Source organism: Mycolicibacter senuensis (assembly GCF_002101885.1).
GTDB lineage: Bacteria > Actinomycetota > Actinomycetes > Mycobacteriales > Mycobacteriaceae > Mycobacterium > Mycobacterium senuense.
The window spans coordinates 24,296-41,974 of record NZ_LQPS01000031.1 but is presented as its reverse complement, the minus strand read 5'-3'; the positions used below and the strand labels follow the sequence as shown (position 1 = coordinate 41,974).

Here is a 17,679-nt window from a genome sequence, read left to right as displayed (position 1 = left end):
CGGCCAAGCCGGGGAACAATCTGTCCGCTGCCGGCGTTCGACCGCACTATCGACCAGCGGAAGGCGGTGATATGAAGACGATCCCGATCGGCGGAATACTCAGGCGGTACTGGATTCCCTTGGTCTTCATCGTGGTCATCTTCGTATCCAGCGTGATCGTCACGCGACTGCACAAGGTGTTCGCCTCCCAGGAACTCAACCCACACGCCGGCGCCGGTATCGAGATCGTGCAGTTCAACCCCAAGTACGTCGCCTACGAGGCATTCGGCCCGCCGGGCACCAGGGCCGACATCAACTACTGGGACGCCGAGGCCAACGTCCACCAGATCAACGACGTACCGCTGCCGTGGTCCTACACCGTCACCACGGTGCTTCCCGCCGTGCAGGCCAACATGATCGTGCAGGGCAACTCCGGTGAGATCGGCTGCCGGATCAAGATCGATGACCGGCTGCTCGACGAGCGGCGTGCCACCGGGCTCAACGCCCAGACCTTCTGCCTGGTGAAGTCCGGATGATCAGACGCATCCGCAACCAGCTCGATCAGCAACAGGACCCGCACGTCAAACGACCGTTTTTCGCACACATGCTGCGCATCTTCGCGGTGCCGATCATCATCGCCTGGATCGTGTTCACCGTCCTGGTGAACATTCTTGTGCCCCAGCTGGAAGTGATCTCCGAAGAGCACTCCGCACCGCTGGCGCCGGTGGACGCGCCGTCGATGATCGCCAGCCAGCTGGTCGGTGAGAACTTCCAGGAGTACAACTCCAACAGCACCGTGATGATGGTCGTCGTCGGCGAAGACGAGCTCGGTGACGACGCCCACCACTACTACGACGAGATCGTGGCGAAGCTGGTCGCCGACACCGACCACGTCGAGCACGCGCAGGACTTCTGGCGGGACCGGCTGACCGCGGCGGGCGTGCAGAGCTCCGATGCCAAGGCGGCCTACGTCATGCTCAACCTGGTCGGCAACCAGGGCATGACCGAAGCCAACGATTCGGTGCTGGCGGTCCGCAAGGCCATCGACGACACCCCGGCACCACCCGGAGTGCAGGCCTACGTCGCCGGGCCGGCAGCGCTGACGGCCGACCTGCGGGAGATCGGCGACGCCAGCCTGGTGAAGATCACCCTGTTCACCATCGGCGCGATCGCGATCATGCTGCTGATCGTCTTCCGCTCGTTCGCCGCGATGCTGACGCAGCTTTTCCTGACACTGCTGGAGCTGATCTGCGCCCGCGGCGTCGTCGCTGTCCTCGGCTTCAACAACGTCATGGGCCTGACGACGTTCGCGGTCAACATCATGGTGATGCTGGCCATCGCCGCCGGCACCGACTACGGCATCTTCCTCATCGGCCGCTACCGCGAGGCCCGGCTGGCCGGCGAGGAGCGGGTCGACGCGTACTACACCACCGTGCGCAGCGTCACCCCCGTCGTGCTCGGATCGGGGCTGACCATCGCCGGGGCGTCGGCGGTGCTGTACTTCACCCGGCTGCCCTACTTCCACACCATGGGCATCCCGGTCTCGGTCGGCATGCTCGTCGTCGTTGCCGCCGCCCTCACCCTGGGACCGGCCCTGCTGGTCGTGGTCACCAGCTTCGGGCTGCTGGACGCCAAACCGGCCAAGCCGGGCGGGTTCTGGCGCCGCGCGGGGATCTCCGTGGTGCGCTGGCCCGGTCCGATCGCGGTGGCCAGCCTGGCCATCATCATGATCGGGCTCGTCGCGCTGCCCGGCTTCAAACCCGGCTACGACGACCGGCTGTACCTGCCGAAGGAGACCCCGGTCAACGTCGCCTACGCCGCCGCCGAGAAACACTTCTCGGCCGCGCGGATGGCCCCGGACATCACCATGGTGAGCTCCGACCACGACATGCGTAACCCGGCCGACATGCTGGTCCTGGACCGGGTCGCCAAGAACATCATGCGGGTGCACGGCATCGCGATGATCCAGGACATCACCCGCCCACTGGGGATCCCACTGCAGCACAGCTCGATTCCGTTCCAGCTCAGTGCCGCCAACCAGCTGATGATGCAGAACATGAAGACGCTCAAGGACCGGATCAAAGACATCGACACGATCTCCCAGCAGCTGGACAAGGACATCTCGCTGCTCATCGAGATGTACGGCTACCTGCAGGAGGTTGACCGCACCTTCGAAGACACCGCCGAGGTCACCCAGCGCACCGTCGAGGTCTCCGACCGCATCCGCGACCACCTCGCCGACTTCGACGATCAGTTCCGACCGCTGCGCAGCTACTTCTACTGGGAACCGCACTGTTTCGACATCCCGATGTGCTGGGCGCTGCGGAGCACCTTCGACACCACCGACGGCGTCGACCAGCTCTCCGAGGAGTTGCACAACCTCTCCGCCGACATCACCAAGACGGCCCGCCTGCTGCCACAGGCGGTCGAGTTGCTGCCCGCCGTGGTGGACACCATGAAGATCATGCGCGCTCTGGTGTTGACCGTGCACTCCACGTTCTCGGCCTTCGTCAACCAGATGGAGGATCTGAGCAACACCCAGATCATGATGGGCCAGAGCTTCGACGACTCGAAGAACGACGACTTCTTCTACCTTCCCGCAGAAGCGTTCGACAACAAGGACTTCCAGACCGGGCTGCGGTTGTTCATGTCGCCGGACGGAAAGTCGGCGCGCTTCTTCGTCACGCACCAGACCTATCCGGCCACCGCCGAGGGCATCAAGCGCGTCGAACCGGAACGGATCGCCGCGCAGGAGGCCCTCAAGCAGTCGTCGTTGTCGGACGCCAAGGTCTACGTCGGCGGGATGGCCGCCCTCTACGAGGACATGAGCAACGGCGCCAAGTACGACCTGATGATCGCGGTGGTGGCCTCATTGACGCTGATCTTCCTGATCATGATGATGATCACCCGCTCGCTGGTGGCCGCCGTGGTGATCGTGGGCACCGCATCGAGTTCGATCGCCGCGTCCTTCGGTATCTCCGTGCTGATCTGGCAACACATCTTCGGCCAACACATTTACTGGGTGACCTTGGTGCTGGCGGTGATCGTGCTACTGGCGGTCGGGTCGGACTACAACCTGCTACTGGTCTCCCGGTTCGAAGAGGAGATCCACGCCGGGCTCAAGACCGGCTATATCCGGGCGATGGCCGGCAGCGGTGGCGTGGTGACCTCGGCTGGCATGGTCTTCGCCGCCACCATGGGCATCATGTTCTTCTCCGATCTCAAGGCGATCGGCATGTACGGCACCACCGTGGCGATCGGCTTGCTGCTCGACACCTTCGTGGTCCGCGCGTTCTTCATGCCGTCGATCGCGACGCTGCTGGGCAAGTGGTTCTGGTGGCCGCAGGTGGTCCGGCCGTGGGGCCCCAACAAGAACATCCGCGGGATCGCGGCGCACCGTCCGCCTTCCGCGGCGACCGCCGACACCGACAGGTTCGCCACGCAGTAAGAACCTGATCAGATCCCGCCGGTGCCCGCCGTGGGATCGACGTCGACACACACCGCCACCGCGCCGGCTCCGACGTGTAGCGCCAATGTCGATCCCAGCCCGCTGATGAGGGCCGGCGCGCAGGCCGGTAACCGCTCGGCCAATGCACCGGCGACCTCCCGGGCCCCGTCGGGATTGGCGACGTGATGTACGGCCAGTGCGGCCGGCCGATCTCCCACCACCTCACAGACGCGGTCGATCATCGACGTGACGGCCTTGCCGACGGTGCGGATGCGCTGGGCCAACACGAGTTTTCCGTCATCGACGGCGAGCAGCGGCTTGAGCGACAACGCGGTTCCCAGCCAGGCCGCCGCGCTGCCGATCCGGCCGCTGCGGCGCAGGTTGTCCAGCCGGTGCACGACCAGATAGGCGCGGCTGCGCTGCACAGCGGCATCCGCCGCGGCCACCACCGCGTCGATGTCGGCGCCGCCGGCGGCAGCGCGAGCGGCAGCCAGCGCCGCGAAGCCGGTGCCCATCGCCGCCGACCGCGAGTCGATGACCCTGACACCGGAGAACTGGGCGGCGACGTGCTCGGCGGCGCCGAACGTGCCGGACAACGCCGCCGAGATGTGGACCGCCACCACCCCGGCGCCACCGCTGTCGGCCAGCGCGGCCCGGTAGGCGTCGGTGAGTTCCTCGGGATTGGTTCCGGCCGTGCTGACACCGTCGCGGGCATAGATGTCCTCGGGCACATCATCGATACCGTCGCGCAGATCAGCGCCGTCGAGCAGGATGTGCAGCGGCACCACGCGGATACCCCACCGGTCGCGCATTTCCACGGGCAGGCACGCCGACGAATCGGTCACCACGACAACAGCCGGGCCGGTCATTCCACCGATCCGGGGACGCCCGCCTCGGCCAGGGCCTTGAGCATCAGTTCGGCGACGGCCCGGTGCGCTTCGAAGTTCCAATGGATGCCATCGGGGTTGGCCCGCCCGCTCATGACCTCGTCGGCCACCGCCACCTTCAGATCGACCAGCGTGACGTCGTGGCGCTGTGCCCACTGCGTGATCGCGCGCACCGTCGGCTCCCGCCCCTGGTGGGCGCGACCATAGGTGTCGGCGATGTGGACCGACGGCAGGCAGGCCACGACCGGGATTCCTGGCCTGTTGAAGTCGATTGCGCCCCTGGTCATCTCGAGATAGTCGGCGGTCAGTTGCGGCGGCAGTGCTGCTCGGGCCCGCGGCGAGAGCCGGGGCTGCAGCCAGCCGTATCCGTCGCGGACCCAGCGCCGCAGCCGAGGCGGACGCACATACCGGATGAATTCGCGCAGCGCAGTCGGCCACACCGAGGGCAGCGAGTCCATTCCGCTGGTGGCGATGATGACGGCCCCGGCGCGGGGCAGCGCGGCCCAGGCGCGCGGGTCCTGGGTGGCCGCCCACCACACGTCCCGGCTGGTCCAACCGATCCGTCCGATCAGCTCGACGTCCCAACCGAGTTGCGCGGCGACGAGGTTCGGCCAGATCCGCGGGTCGTCGGCCGGCAGCCCACCGGTGGGCCCGTAGTACGACAGCGAGTCGGCGAAGATCAGCAGCGCGGGGCGCTTCTCGGCCGGCGGCAGCGGTTCAGAGGACATCGCCGGCCACCTGCGCTGAGGCGTTCCAGACATCGAGGCGCCATCGCACATCGGCGAAGTCGTCGGCACCGCCGGAGTCGTCGGAGTACCCGCTGAGCTGGGTCCAGCTGGCATTGGCCATCCCGCCCAGCGCCGGCCAGTTCTCGACCGGAAGACGCAGTAGCGCAGCGGTCAGCGCGGCGATCAGGCCGCCGTGGGCGACCAGCACCACCGGCCGGTCGGCGTCGGCACTGCCCCAGGCCGGCTCACCGGCCACCAACTCGGCGACCAGCGGTTCGCTGCGCGCGGCGACGTCCACCCTGCTCTCCCCGCCGTGCGGCGCCCACCGGGCGTTATCGCGCCACGCCACCCGCGCGCCCGGTGCCGCGGCGTCGACTTCTTCGTGGGTCAGCCCCTGCCAGTCACCCAGGTGCGTTTCGCGCAGCCGGGTGTCGACCCGGACCGGCAGCCCGTTGTGCTCGGCCAGCACCGTGGCGGTGTCGTAGGCGCGCCACAGATCCGACGACACGATCAGCAACGGGTGGCGTTTGCGCAACACCTCGGCCGCCGCCTCCGCCTGGGCGCGACCGAGGTCGCTCAGCACGGTGTCCAGCTGGCCCTGCATGCGGCTGCCGGCGTTGAACTCGGTCTGGCCGTGCCGCAACAGGATCAGTCGGCGGACCCTCACGAGGCGTCCTCCGGGTTCGGCTCAGGGGTCAGGTCGACCGGCACCACGGGGCAGTCCTTCCACAGCCGGTCCAGCGCATAGAAGTCGCGCTCGTCCTGGTGTTGGATGTGCACGACGATGTCGACGTAGTCCAGCAGCGTCCAGCGGCCCTCGCGGGTGCCTTCGCGGCGCGCCGGCTTGTAGCCGGCCAGCCGCATCTTCTCCTCCACCTCGTCGAGGATCGCGTTGACCTGACGTTCGTTGGACGCCGAGGCGATGACGAAGCAGTCGGTGATGACCAACTGGTCGGAGACGTCGATGACGACGACGTCGTCGGCGAGCTTGGCGGCGGCCGCCACCGCGGCCACTCTCGCCATGTCGATCGCCTCCGGGGTGGCCGTCATGCGTTGTTCCCGGCGGCCAGGCTGGTGGATCGTCCTACCGCCTTGTTGGCGCCCGGGCCGCCGGAGTCGCGGTAGAGCCGGCGCTTGGACACATACTGCACGACGCCGTCGGGCATCAGGTACCACAGCGGCCGGCGCTGCTCAGCGCGCTCGCGACAGTCGGTCGACGAGATCGCCAGCGCCGGGATCTCCACCAGGGTCAACGCGTGCTCCTCCAGTTCGCCCAGCACACCGGTGATGTGGTCATGCCGCAGCTCGTATCCGGGCCGGCTGACCCCCACGAACCGCGCCAGGTCGAACAACTCCTCCCAGCCCTGCCAGGACAGTATCGACGCCAACGCGTCAGCACCGGTGATGAAGTACAGCTCGGAATCGGGGTTCAGCGCATGCAGGTCTTGCAACGTGTCGCGAGTGTAGGTGGGGCCGGCCCGGTCGATGTCGACCCGGCTCACCGAGAACCGGGGATTGGAGGCGGTGGCGATCACCGTCATCAGGTACCGGTCCTCGGCCGCCGACACGTGCCGATCCTTCTGCCAGGGCTGGCCGCTGGGCACGAAGACGACCTCGTCCAGCCCGAATTTGTGGGCTACCTCGCTGGCCGCGACCAAGTGGCCGTAATGGATGGGATCGAACGTCCCGCCCATCACCCCCAGCCTGCGTAGCCCGACTTGCATGGTTGGCCAGCTTACTGGACCAGCAGAAACGCCATCACGGGACGGCCGACGACCGGTTAGCGCCGTTGGCGCGGCAAAGCGCCGCCGGATCGTGTAGAAGAAGGCGGTGGAAGATTTACCTCCGAGATCAGATGTGGCGCGATCGGCGAAGGACGCCATGCTGCGGCGTTTCTACACCCGGGCGCAGATCAACGGCGACATCAGGCTGCCGGCGGTGCCGAGCTTGCTCGACGAGTACGTGTCGATGTGCGACGCGGTGTTCGCGGGACTGGGCAAACGCTTCAATGAGCAAGAACTTGCGCATCTTAAGAGCGTGATGCAGGGTCAGCTGGCCGCCGCCTACGCGGCATCGGTGCGTTCACACATTGTCATCTCCTACAACGCCCCGGTCGGCCCGTCGCTGAACTACACGATCCGCGCGCAATGGTCCTCGGTCGCAGCGGCATACGAGAGCTGGCTGTCGACTCGGGAGCCGCCGTTGTTCGGCACGGAGCCTGACGCCCGGATCTGGCAGATCTCCTGCGAAGCCGACAATCCATCCGCTCATCGGATACTCGAAATCGGCGCGGGCACCGGCCGTAACGCCCTGGCGCTGGCACGTCGCGGGCATCCTGTCGACGTCGTGGAGATGACGCCGAAGTTCGCCGAGATCGTGAGGCAGGAGGCGGAACGCGACTCATTGGACGTGCGCGTCATCGTCCGCGACGTGTTCGCCGACGCCGACGACCTGCGCGACGACTACGACTTGATCGTGCTGTCGGAGGTGTTGACCGATTTCCGGTCGACGCAACAGCTACGCAGCCTTTTCGAACTCGCCGCTCAGCGCCTTGTTCCCGGTGGACGGCTGGTTTTCAACAGCTTCCTGGCATGCGACGGCTACGAGCCGGACGCGGCCGCTCGCGAATTTTGTCAGCAGGTGTACTCGGGCCTGTTCACCCGTGACGAGATGTCGATCGCCACCGCCGGCTTACCGCTCGCATTGCTGTCTGACGAGTCGGTCCACGACTACGAGAAGGCGCATCTGCCCGACGGCGCCTGGCCGCCCACCAGCTGGTACATCGACTGGGTGAGCGGTCTCGATGCGTTCAGAACCTCGCGCGGGGACAGCCCGATCGAGTTGCGCTGGCTGGTGTTCGAGCGGACACGCTGACAGGTCGGCCGGCTAACGATTTCCTCCTGGTGCGCAGCGTATTTAACGCCGCCGTAAACCTTTGTAGTGCTGCCGCGGAATTATCTGCACCTCCGCAGAATGGCGCGTAACTTAAGCCGCACGCAGTCGTCCGGGGGAGGTCGGAACTTTTGCGCACAACGACTGAATCTTCCGCGTGGCCGATCGTCGGCCGCGACGACGAACTGCGTGCAGCGCTTGCGACGCTCGGGCCGGATTCTGAGTATCAGGGCATCGCGTTGGTCGGGGACAGCGGCGTCGGCAAATCGACGCTCGCTCGCGCGCTCGGAGAGCGCCTCAGCGCGGCCGGGCGCACGGTCCGGTTCGTGCTGGGCACCCAGACCGGGTTTGACGTACCGCTCGGTGCATTCTCGCGGTCGGTGACGGTCGATACGACCTGCGAACCGGCCGCGATGTTGGCGATCGCACACCAGAACCTTGCGGCCACACCGAATCCGGGGATCGTCGTCGACGACGCTCAACTGCTGGACCCGTTGTCGGCCACGTTGATCTATCAGCTTGCCGCCGAGGGCACCGCGCAACTGATCGTGGTGATCCGTTCCGGCGAAACGCTCCTCGACGCAGTGACCGCGCTGCTCAAAGAACAGCTGCTGTTCAACATGCGCATCAACCCGTTCACCCGCGAACAGACCGGTGAACTCGCACGCCGTGTGCTCGGTGGTGTCGTCAGCGCACAAGTGGTCAACCGGTTACACGACCGAACTGGAGGAAGCCCGCTGTATCTGCGCGGACTGCTGCGAGCCGGCCGCGATAACGGCGTCCTGGTGTTAGACGAGTACGGCTGGCAGCTCAAGGGTTCACTGCACGCCGACCAGGAACTCTCTGCCCTGCTGGGGTTTCGGCTCCAAGCTCTCACTCCTGACGAACTGGAGGCACTCGAGATTCTCGCGACCGCCGAGTTGCTGGACTGGGAAGTACTGCGCGAACTCTGTTCTTCCGAAGCTGTTTCCGGTCTGGAACGTCACCGCTTGATTCACCTGACCTCCGACGGCGGCGGAACGCTGGTCCAGGTGACCCACCCGATTTTCGGCGAGACGGTGCTCGAACGTGTCGGTGTGGTGCGCTCGCGCCGACTCAACGGTCTGCTGTTCAACGCCTTCGACAAGTATCTGCGGAGAGGCGGTCGGCGGCTGCGGTTGCCCGACATTCGCGGCGAAATCCGGATGGCTCAGTTCATGATCTGCAGCGACCTGGAGCCCGACCTCGAGTTGATCGTCAACGCAGCGGTGCGGGCAGCGGCGATGTCCAACCTCGCACACGCAGAAGAACTGGCCCGCTTCGCCTTCGACCGCGACGGCGGTTTGCCTGCGGCACTCGTTCTCGGAGACACACTGTTGTGGCAAGGCCGAGGCGATGAGGCAGAATCGGTACTGACCGATGTCAGCCTCGAGGGTGCCGACGGCGTCTCGATCGTCGAGTGGGGATGTGCACGCGCATCGAATCTCTTCTGGAACTGCGGTGAAATCGATTCTGCACAGCAGGTTCTGGCCGAGGCAAAGGGCCGCGCTCACTCGCAAGTCAGCGCCGCCCTGGTCCACGCTCTCGAGAACGCTTTCGCATTCTTCACCGGCGACCTGGCAACGGCGCTCCGGGATGGACCGTCGTTCTGCGAAGCAGATGTATCGCCGGCGGCGACGGCCTTGGCGACCCTGCCGACCGCGCACGCGCTGGCCAGAACGGGACGCTTCGGAGCGGTCAACGGAATTGCTCAGCTCGGATTGCACGCCGCGGCGCGCAGTCGCTCCGGAATGATTCGATTCGTTCTCGGTATGGCCGAAGTCACGGCACTTGTCGACGCCGGCGATCACCCCGCCGCCGAACTGGCCGCCGAACGCTATGCCACCATGGCTGCCGGTGTGCCGGAGGCCGATGCGATGGCCGGTGTGCTGGCCGGCGTGGTACACCTGGCACGGGGCAAATTGCCATTGGCCGCCTCGCTGTTTCAAGACTCGACGCCGGTATTGACGGACGCCGCCCCGCCGCTGTGGCCGATGCTGGCGAACGCTTGGTCTACTCAAACCGAAGCGGCGCGGGGCAACGCCGTGTCGGCGTCTATCGCCCTGCGACATTGCGAAGAGGCCTACGGTCCGCAAATCGCCGCGTTCCTACCGGAACTGGAGCTTGCCCGCGCCTGGGAGCGGGTAGCGCACGGTCAGACCTCCGACGCCCGGTCCCACGCGCTGCGAGCGGCACAGATCGCCCGCCGATCCGGGATGGCCGCTGTCGAGATGCGTGCGCTGCACACCGCGGTGCGATTCGGCGACCGATCGCACGCCGACCGGCTGGCAGAGCTCGCGGAGATGCTGGACGCCCCGCTGGCGAATGCGGTTGCCGCGCATGCTCGCGGCCTGGCCGACCGCAACGCCGATCTGTTGAGCACCACGTCGGACCGGTTCGCAACCATGGGTGCCTTCGCGTCCGCCGCCGACGCGGCGGCGCAGGCCTCCGCCGAGTACGCACGTACCGGTCAGCGCGGCAAGCAGCTGGAATCGTCAACGCGGACCCAATGGTTGGCCGGTCAGGGCGACATTCGCACACCCGCCGTCACGGCGGTGACTCAGCCACTTCCGATCACCGGCCGCGAGCGCGAGATCGCGATGCTGGTCGCGGCGGGCTTGCCTAATCGTGAGATCGCCGAACGGCTCTCGGTCTCGGTGCGCACCATCGACGGGCATCTGTACCGGATGTTCGCCAAGCTCGGTATCGAACGACGCGATCAGTTGGTCCGCCTGCTCAACGGCGTCCAATCACAGGCCTGATGGCCGCGGGCGGTGCGGCTGTGGTGCGACGAAGCTAATTGGTGTTCGGTGGTGGTTGTGGTTGGAAGGGCTGGTACCACCACCATTGGGCGCGTTCGCCGGTGGGGCCGGGGCAGGGTTTGACGGTGGGTGGTGCTTGTTGGGGTGGTCGGGCCAGGGATGCCGGGCTCAGGGGCCGGCCGGAGTGGTCGGTGACGGTGAGGTTGGTGGCGGGCCCGGTGATGCTGATGAGGCCGCGGTGGTGTTGGCGATGGTGATACGGGCAGACCAGCACCAGGTCGGCCAGTTCGGTTTCCCCGCCGTTTTCCCAGTGCACGATGTGGTGGGCGTGCAGCCCGCGGGTGGCGCCGCAACCGGGAACCACACAGCTCCGGTCGCGGTGCTCGAGGGCGCGGCGCAACCGGCGGCTGATTCCGCGGGTGGTGCGGCCGGCGCCGATGGGTTCGCCGTCGCGCTCGAAACAGACCTCAAAGGTGGTGTCGCAGAGCAGATATCGCCGCTCAGCCTCGGACAGCAGCGGGCCCAGGTGCAGTGCGGCGGCCTGCTGCTCGACGTCGAGGTGCACCACCACGGTGGTGTGCTGGCCATGGGGGCGGCGGGCGGCTTCGCTGTCCCAGCCGGTTTCGATCAGGCGCATAAACGCATCGGCGGGAGTCGGCAACGGCGGCTGCTGCCCTGATGCGCGGTCCTCCTTGTCGTGGTCGTGTTTCCAGGCGGTGATCAGCGCATCCAGATGCGATTGCAGGGCGGCGTCGAACTTCGCCGCGTCGTGGTGGCCGAGTGTGATCCGCCAGCAGCTGCGGTGTTCGTCGCTGGTCTTGGTGATCGAGCGCTCCGGCTCGGGCCGGGGGTCGGGTTGCGGGCGGGGTTCGAGTTTGACCGCGGTGCGCAGCTGGGTGACGGTGGCCACCCCGGCCAGCTGCGCGTAGTGCTCATCGGAGCCGACACCGCCGCGCTGGGCGATCACCCCGATCTGGTCCAGCGACACCCGGCCTTCCCGCATACCGGCCGCGCAGCGGGGAAACTCCTCGAGCCGGTGGGCCACGGTGCTGATGGTGTGCGCGTTGCTCGGGGACACTCCGGTCTTCCAGGCCACCAATGCCGGGATCGAGCGCGCCCCGGTAACCCCCCACAGTTGGTCACGTTCGATCTCGGCGACGATCTCCACGATGCGCCCATCGATGGCATTGCGTTGCCCGGCCAACTCCGACAACTCCTCAAACCGCACATCAAGGCGCTGGCACGGACCCAATTGCGTGCCGCCGGCAGATGCGGTCGAGGACATGACATCAGCATTGCAGGAGGGTCCGACAACCAGCTTTGAGTGAGTCCGCGGGCGAGCCGAACGTCCGACCCGAGGCCTGAACCCAATACCGCTGGCACTCATGACGCGACCGCGGTCGCCGGAATCGAGTGTCCGACGACCGCGGTCGTGCCGTGGCCGGCCTCAGCCGACCATCATGCGGGCGGTGGCGGCGTACCGTCGGCGCCGTCGGCGCCGTTGCCGCCGGGGGTGGTCCCGGCGCTGCCGCCGGCGCCGGTCCCCCCACCGTCGGTCCCGGTACCCCCGGTTCCGCCGCCACCGACCGCACCGCCACCGGCGCCGTCGCCGCCGTGGCCGCCAACGCCGCCGAGCGCGGCATTGGTGGCGTCGCCACCGGCCCCGCCGCCGCCTCCGTCGCCACCGTCTTGGCCATCGCCACCGGCGCCGCCATTCCCGCCGCCGGTGCCGTTGACGCCCGCACCGCCTGTGCCACCGGTACCGCCGGCACCACCGGACCCGCCCGTGCTGCCGTTACCGGCATCGCCGCCGTTACCGGTGCCACCGGCGTCGCCGCCGCCGCCGCCAGTGTTACCGTCCGCGGCGCCACCGCCGGCACCGCCCTGGCCGCCGTCACCGCCGAAGCCGGTCCCGGCCGCGGCCGCACCTCCGGTGCCGCCGGTGCCGCCGGTGCCCCCGCTGCCGCTGGCGCCCGCGTTCCCACCGGCCCCGCCGTCACCGGTCGAGGAGACCGTGGTGCCGGTGTTGTTGCCGCCGGCACCGCCGCGTCCGCCTGGGGCGCCGCCGCCGCCGTCGCCGCCCTGGCCGCCGACGCCGCCGGCCTGGTTGCTCGCGGCGTTGCCCTCACCGCCTTGGCCACCGGCACCGCCGTTGCTGCCGGAGCTGCCGATGCCACCCTTGCCACCGGCCCCGCCGTCACCGGTGAGGGAAGTACCGCCGCCGCCGCCGTCACCCCCGTAGGCATAACCCAGGTCGCCGTCACCGCCGGCACCGCCCGCACCGGCGGCGTGGGTGGCAGATGCGTTGCCGCCGTTGCCGCCGTTGCCGCCGTCGCTGTTGGCCCCGCCGTTACCGGCGTCACCGCCATGACCGCCGGTCCCGGATCCGGCGGCGTTACCGCCGTCCCCGCCATCCCCGGCTTGCCCGCCGTCACCGCCGATGCCGCCTTGGCCGCCGTTAGTACCGTCGTCGGTTGCGGTAGCCGCGCCGCCGTTGCCGCCGTTGCCGCCGATGGCGATGGCGTCGCCGCCGCTTCCGCCGGTCCCGCCGGTCCCGGCGTTACCGGTCGCACCAAGGGCGTTACCGCCGGTGCCGCCGTCGCCGCCGTTACCGCCGTAGCTGACGCCGCCACCGCCGCCTGCGGTGCCTGGCGCGTTGGCGGCGTTGCCGCCGTTACCGGCGGTGCCCACGGCGTTGCCGCCGTTGCCACCGTTGCCGGCCTCACCGCCGTTGCCGTTCACCGAATCGCCGCCGTTGCCACCCCGAGCGCCCTCGCCACCGTCTTGGATCCAGCCGCCCTCACCGCCGTTGCCGGTGCCGGTGGCATTGCCGCCGTTGCCGGCGCTGCCGGTTAGGCCGCCGTTGCCGCCGTCGCCGCCGGCGCCACCGGTGCCAGTGCCAAAGGCCTTGCCACCGTCGCCGCCTTGGCCGCTGCCGGCACCGCCCTGGGCGTCACCGCCGTAGCCGCCCCAGCCGCCTGCGCCGCCGTTACCGCTGGCGTTGGTCGCGGACGAGCCGTTGGCGCCGTCGCCGCCGTCGCCGCCGTCACCGGAGCGACCGCCGGCCCCGCCGTTGCCGGAACCGAGTGCGTCACCACCCTTGCCGCCACCGCCGGCGGTACCGCCGTCACCTCCGTAGCCGCCGTTTTGGCCGGGGCCGTTGGCACCAGAGTTGCCGGCCGAGCCGTTGCCGCCGTCACCGCCGTCACCGCCGCGACCGCCCTCACCGCCGTTACCGGTGCCCGCGCCCTGACCGCCGCCGCCGCCGGCACCAGCGGCGCCGCCGGTGAACCCGCTATTGCCGCCGTTACCGGCCAGAGCCGCCACACCGTTGCCGCCGTTGCCGCCGTTGCCGCCGATACCGCCGGCACCACCGGTGCCGTCGTTGCTGACGTTGCCGCCCGCGCCGCCGTTGGCGCCGGTACCCGCGGTCCCACCAGTGCCCGCGTTGCCGCCGTTGCCGCCGTTACCGCCGGCACCACCGTCGCCGATGACCGCGGTTCCGCCGCCGCCACCCTCAGCGCCGTTGCCGCCGCTTCCGGCCGGGCCGTTTCCGCCGCTACCGCCGTTACCGCCCTTGCCGCCGTCACCGTGACCAAGGGCGTTGCCGCCGGCCCCACCCAGGTTGCCGTTGCCGCCGCTACCGCCGGTCGGACCGCCGTTGCCGCCGCCACCGCCGTTACCACCGTCGCCACCGTTGCCGCTGCCACCGACGAAGATGGAACCGCCCGCACCACCCTTGCCGCCGCCGGCACCGTTACCGCCGCCGGTTCCGTTACCGCCCTCACCGCCGTTGCCGCCGTTACCGGCGTCACCGACCTTGGCCCCGCCGCCGGCGCCGCCCTGGCCACCGGTGGTCGGGAAGGCCCCGCCTCCACCGTTACCGCCGTCACCGCCGTCACCACCGTTACCGGATCCGGTGCTGTCGCCGCCGGCGCCGCCCAGCGCACCGGAGTACACCGCGTTGCCGTCACCGCCGTCACCACCGTTGCCACCGTTGCCGACCACGGCATCACCGCCATCGCCACCGAGATAACCGGTGCCGCCGTCACCGCCGTCACCGCCGTTGCCCGTGACGGTGCTGTCGCCGCCGGCCCCACCGTGGGCGTTAACCGCGCCACTGCCATCACTGCCGTTGCCGCCGTTACCGCCGTCACCGGCGTGTGCGTCCCCACCGTCACCGCCGTAGTTACCCGCCCCGAGTGTCGCGCCACCGGTGCCCGCGCCGGCCGCACCGGCATTGCCGCCGTCACCACCGTCACCGACCTGGTTCAGGCCCAGACCGCCGAAGCCGTTACCGCCGTTGCCACCGTGTCCCGCGCCGCCGCCGTGGTTGCCGCCACCGGATCCGGAGCCGCCGTTTCCACCTTGGCCGCCGTCGGCCCCGACCGTCTGAGCACTACCGGCGTGTCCGGCCGTACCGCCCACGCCGCCGGCCGCGCCACCGCCGCCGCCGATCGCCGAGTTGGCCGCGCCGTCACCGCCGTTACCGCCGTTGCCGCCGTTACCGCCGACAACATTCCAGCCGTTACCACCGTTACCGCCGCCACCGGCCACCCCGGCGTCGCCGCCGTTACCACCGTTGCCGGCCAGGCCGATAGCGCCCTGGCCGCCGGCCGCGCCGGCCGCACCACCGGTGCCGCCACTACCACCGTTGCCGCCGACCGCACCGTTGCCGCCGTTGGTGCCGTTCACGCTCATCGCGGTGCCGTCATGACCGGGGCCACCCACACCACCGTTACCGCCGTCACCGCCGTCACCGCCGAGACCGCCGGCGCCGCTGACACCCGAGATCGTGCCCGCTTTACCACCGGTGCCACCTGCGCCACCGGTCGCGCCGTTACCGCCCGCCACTCCGTTGCCGTCACCGCCGGTCACACCATTGACGCCGTCAGCACCGGTACCACCGGTACCACCGACACCACCGTCACCGTAGGTACCACCGGTACCACCGACACCGCCCTTGCCGCCGACTCCGTTGGACGCAACCACATTCCAGTCACCCTTGGCGCCGGCACCACCGTTACCGCCGTGAGCGGTGCCGACCGCGGGAACAGTGCCCTCAGCGCCGGCGTTACCGGCGCTACCGCCGGCACCGCTGCCTGCCGCGCCACCGCTACCACCGTGACCGGCGACCCCAATGGCCGTTCCGGCGTTACCGCCGGCCCCGCCGACACCGTTGGAGGCGGCCACACTCCAGTCACCGGTCGCACCGTTGCCACCGTTACCACCGGCCCCTGCGTTACCGCCGGCGCCGCCGTCGCCGCCGTCGCCGGCCGTGCCCGCGTTACCGTGCGCGGCCGTGCCGGCGTTACCGCCGTGGCCCCCCGCGCCGCCTTCGAAGCCCTGGCCCCCGGCACCGCCGTCCTGGCCGGCCCCCAAACCATTGCCGTAGTCGGTCGCCCAGTTGCCGTTCGCCCCGGTGCCGCCCTGAGCACCGTTGGCACCGGCACCGCCGACCCCACCGTCACCGCCGTTACCGCCGTTGCCGGACTGCGTACCGCCCAGACCGCCGTTACCGCCGGCGCCACCGTTGCTGCCGTCGCTGGCCACCCCGGCCGCACCGTTGCCGCCGTTACCGCCGTTGCCGCCGTTGCCCGTCGTGCCACCGTCACCACCGTTACCGCCGGTGCCGCCCGCCACCCCCGGGGTCGCCGAATCCCAGCCGTCCTGGCCGTCACCGCCGTTACCGCCACCGGTGCCATCCGCACCGGCCGTACCGCTGGTGCCACCGCTACCGGCGCCGGCCGCCCCACCGGCCCCGCCCTTACCGACGTCACCGCCGTCACCGCCGTTACCGCCACTGAGGTGGGCGGCGTTGGCCAGTGCACCGTCGCCACCGTTACCGGCCGAGGCACCCGAGCCACCGTCACCACCGTTGCCGGCGTGCGCACCGAAGAAGTTCAGCCAACCCGTGGCAGCACCACCGCTACCGCCGGCACCACCGTTGCCGCCGTCGGTGCCGTCCTGGCCGGCGCCGTCGACCCCGCCGCTCCCGGCGACACCCCACACCCCGTTGTCGCCGTCGGTACCGGCTAGACCGTCACCGCCACGACCGCCGTCACCACCGCTGCCGAAGACCGAGCCACCGGCGCCGCCGTCACCGCCGTCCGCGCCCGCGCCACCGGCACCGCCGTCACCGCCGTCGCCCCACAAATTCGCGTCGCCGCCGTTGCCACCGGCTTCGCCGGCCGTGGTGCTGTTCCAGCCGTCACCACCGTTGCCGAACAGCCAGCCACCGTCCTGGCCGTCCGGGTCAGCAGCCGTGCCCGCGACGCCGTTGCAGATGAACCCGCAGCTGTCCGCGGACGCCCATGCCGCGCCCAGCGGGTTGAGCAGGTTGTTGTCGACCCAGTCACCGAACTGGGTGCCGATCCAGTTGGTGCTCACCCAGCTGTTGACATCGCTCATAAACGAGTTGAAGGCATCATCCAGCCCGAACGGGTCGGCAGTTGCGGTTCCCACAGCGGTGGCGTCGAAGGCCGCAGCGTCGAACAACGACGACCAGGCCGCCGGGTCGACGAAAGAACCCCAGTCGATGTCGTCGTACGGCAACGCCCACGTCGAGGGGTCGAACAGGTCGGCCAGCCCGAAATCATCGGCCCGGGCCTGCGGTGCGCACGTCAATGGCGTCATCCCGAACGCCAGAAACGCACTTACCGCTGCGCCGGTACCGGCGACTCGGCTCGCACGACGCGCCTTGCCCTTACGCGCAGAGTTCCGCCTCGCACTGCGGTTCCTGTCAGACATCACACAACCTCCCCGTGAAACAACCAGATGCTTAAAGCTCGCTAAGACGCCTTAGGTTATTTCGGTGTTCGGCGGGGTTCATAGAGTAATGAAGTACCCTAGTTTTTCGGAGCAAGGTTTCTTGCTTACTCGTGTTCCCCCGCCCAGCGTGCACGGATGTACAACTCTGTTGGCGTGTCGGTGGACAAACACACTCGCCCGCGGACAAGACGTCG

The 17,679-nt window shown here is 69.1% G+C and carries 11 protein-coding genes; 4 read left to right on the top strand and 7 right to left on the bottom strand.

Annotated elements, in window-relative coordinates; all coding sequences use genetic code 11:
* The first annotated feature begins 71 nt into the window (after positions 1–71).
* Positions 72–515 (top strand): MmpS family transport accessory protein, encoded by a 444-nt coding sequence (locus tag AWC24_RS07580; protein ID WP_085083554.1) that lies wholly within the window; start codon positions 72–74, stop codon positions 513–515.
* Complete coding sequence (locus AWC24_RS07575; protein ID WP_085083552.1) at positions 512–3,427, top strand: MMPL/RND family transporter; 2,916 nt, start codon at positions 512–514, stop codon at positions 3,425–3,427. The genes AWC24_RS07580 and AWC24_RS07575 overlap by 4 nt, the downstream gene beginning before the upstream one ends.
* A gap of 8 nt (positions 3,428–3,435) precedes the next feature.
* Here AWC24_RS07575 and AWC24_RS07570 read toward each other — a convergent pair whose 3' ends face one another.
* The 5 genes from AWC24_RS07570 to nadD are packed head-to-tail and all read right to left on the bottom strand — an operon-like array spanning position 3,436 to position 6,766.
* Positions 3,436–4,296, bottom strand: coding sequence for a DegV family protein (locus tag AWC24_RS07570; RefSeq protein WP_085083549.1), 861 nt, complete (start codon positions 4,294–4,296; stop codon positions 3,436–3,438).
* A complete protein-coding gene (gene octT, locus AWC24_RS07565) occupies positions 4,293–5,042 on the bottom strand; it encodes a diglucosylglycerate octanoyltransferase (protein ID WP_085083548.1) in 750 nt (249 codons plus the stop codon). Before octT ends, AWC24_RS07570 begins: the two co-directional genes overlap by 4 nt.
* Entirely contained in the window at positions 5,032–5,709 is a 678-nt protein-coding gene (gene gpgP / locus AWC24_RS07560) for a glucosyl-3-phosphoglycerate phosphatase (protein ID WP_085083546.1), read from the bottom strand. The genes octT and gpgP overlap by 11 nt, the downstream gene beginning before the upstream one ends.
* Positions 5,706–6,092, bottom strand: a complete 387-nt coding sequence (gene rsfS, locus AWC24_RS07555) for a ribosome silencing factor (RefSeq protein WP_085083544.1) — start codon at positions 6,090–6,092, stop codon at positions 5,706–5,708. The genes gpgP and rsfS overlap by 4 nt, the downstream gene beginning before the upstream one ends.
* A complete protein-coding gene (nadD, locus tag AWC24_RS07550; RefSeq protein ID WP_085083542.1) occupies positions 6,089–6,766 on the bottom strand; it encodes a nicotinate-nucleotide adenylyltransferase in 678 nt (225 codons plus the stop codon). The genes rsfS and nadD overlap by 4 nt, the downstream gene beginning before the upstream one ends.
* A 157-nt stretch (positions 6,767–6,923) precedes the next feature.
* On the opposite strand from nadD, the gene AWC24_RS07545 reads away from it, so the two are divergent.
* Together AWC24_RS07545 and AWC24_RS07540 are read left to right on the top strand one after the other, a co-directional pair.
* A complete protein-coding gene (locus tag AWC24_RS07545; RefSeq protein WP_109560361.1) occupies positions 6,924–7,916 on the top strand; it encodes a class I SAM-dependent methyltransferase in 993 nt (330 codons plus the stop codon).
* Positions 7,917–8,065: 149 nt separating this feature from the next.
* Positions 8,066–10,714 carry a LuxR C-terminal-related transcriptional regulator gene (locus tag AWC24_RS07540; protein WP_085083537.1) on the top strand — a complete coding sequence of 883 codons (2,649 nt, stop codon included), beginning with the start codon at positions 8,066–8,068 and terminating at the stop codon, positions 10,712–10,714.
* Positions 10,715–10,748: 34 nt separating this feature from the next.
* Here the strand turns inward: AWC24_RS07540 and AWC24_RS07535 are convergent, their stop codons facing one another.
* The gene (locus AWC24_RS07535) at positions 10,749–11,999 is read right to left on the bottom strand and encodes an HNH endonuclease signature motif containing protein (protein ID WP_085083535.1); all 1,251 of its coding nucleotides are present in this window, start codon (positions 11,997–11,999) and stop codon (positions 10,749–10,751) included.
* A gap of 173 nt (positions 12,000–12,172) precedes the next feature.
* On the bottom strand, positions 12,173–17,350 hold the full coding sequence (locus AWC24_RS23300) for a PGRS repeat-containing protein (RefSeq protein WP_165757719.1): 5,178 nt from the start codon (positions 17,348–17,350) through the stop codon (positions 12,173–12,175).
* Positions 17,351–17,679 lie beyond the last annotated feature (329 nt).

Coding starts and splice junctions, on each gene's coding strand:
- AWC24_RS07580 (WP_085083554.1), top strand. CDS start 72: ATGAAGACGATCCCGATCGGCGGAATACTCAGGCGGTACTGGATTCCC.
- AWC24_RS07575 (WP_085083552.1), top strand. CDS start 512: ATGATCAGACGCATCCGCAACCAGCTCGATCAGCAACAGGACCCGCAC.
- AWC24_RS07570 (WP_085083549.1), bottom strand. CDS start 4,296: ATGACCGGCCCGGCTGTTGTCGTGGTGACCGATTCGTCGGCGTGCCTG.
- octT (WP_085083548.1), bottom strand. CDS start 5,042: ATGTCCTCTGAACCGCTGCCGCCGGCCGAGAAGCGCCCCGCGCTGCTG.
- rsfS (WP_085083544.1), bottom strand. CDS start 6,092: ATGACGGCCACCCCGGAGGCGATCGACATGGCGAGAGTGGCCGCGGTG.
- nadD (WP_085083542.1), bottom strand. CDS start 6,766: ATGCAAGTCGGGCTACGCAGGCTGGGGGTGATGGGCGGGACGTTCGAT.
- AWC24_RS07545 (WP_109560361.1), top strand. CDS start 6,924: ATGCTGCGGCGTTTCTACACCCGGGCGCAGATCAACGGCGACATCAGG.
- AWC24_RS07535 (WP_085083535.1), bottom strand. CDS start 11,999: ATGTCCTCGACCGCATCTGCCGGCGGCACGCAATTGGGTCCGTGCCAG.
- AWC24_RS23300 (WP_165757719.1), bottom strand. CDS start 17,350: ATGACGCCATTGACGTGCGCACCGCAGGCCCGGGCCGATGATTTCGGG.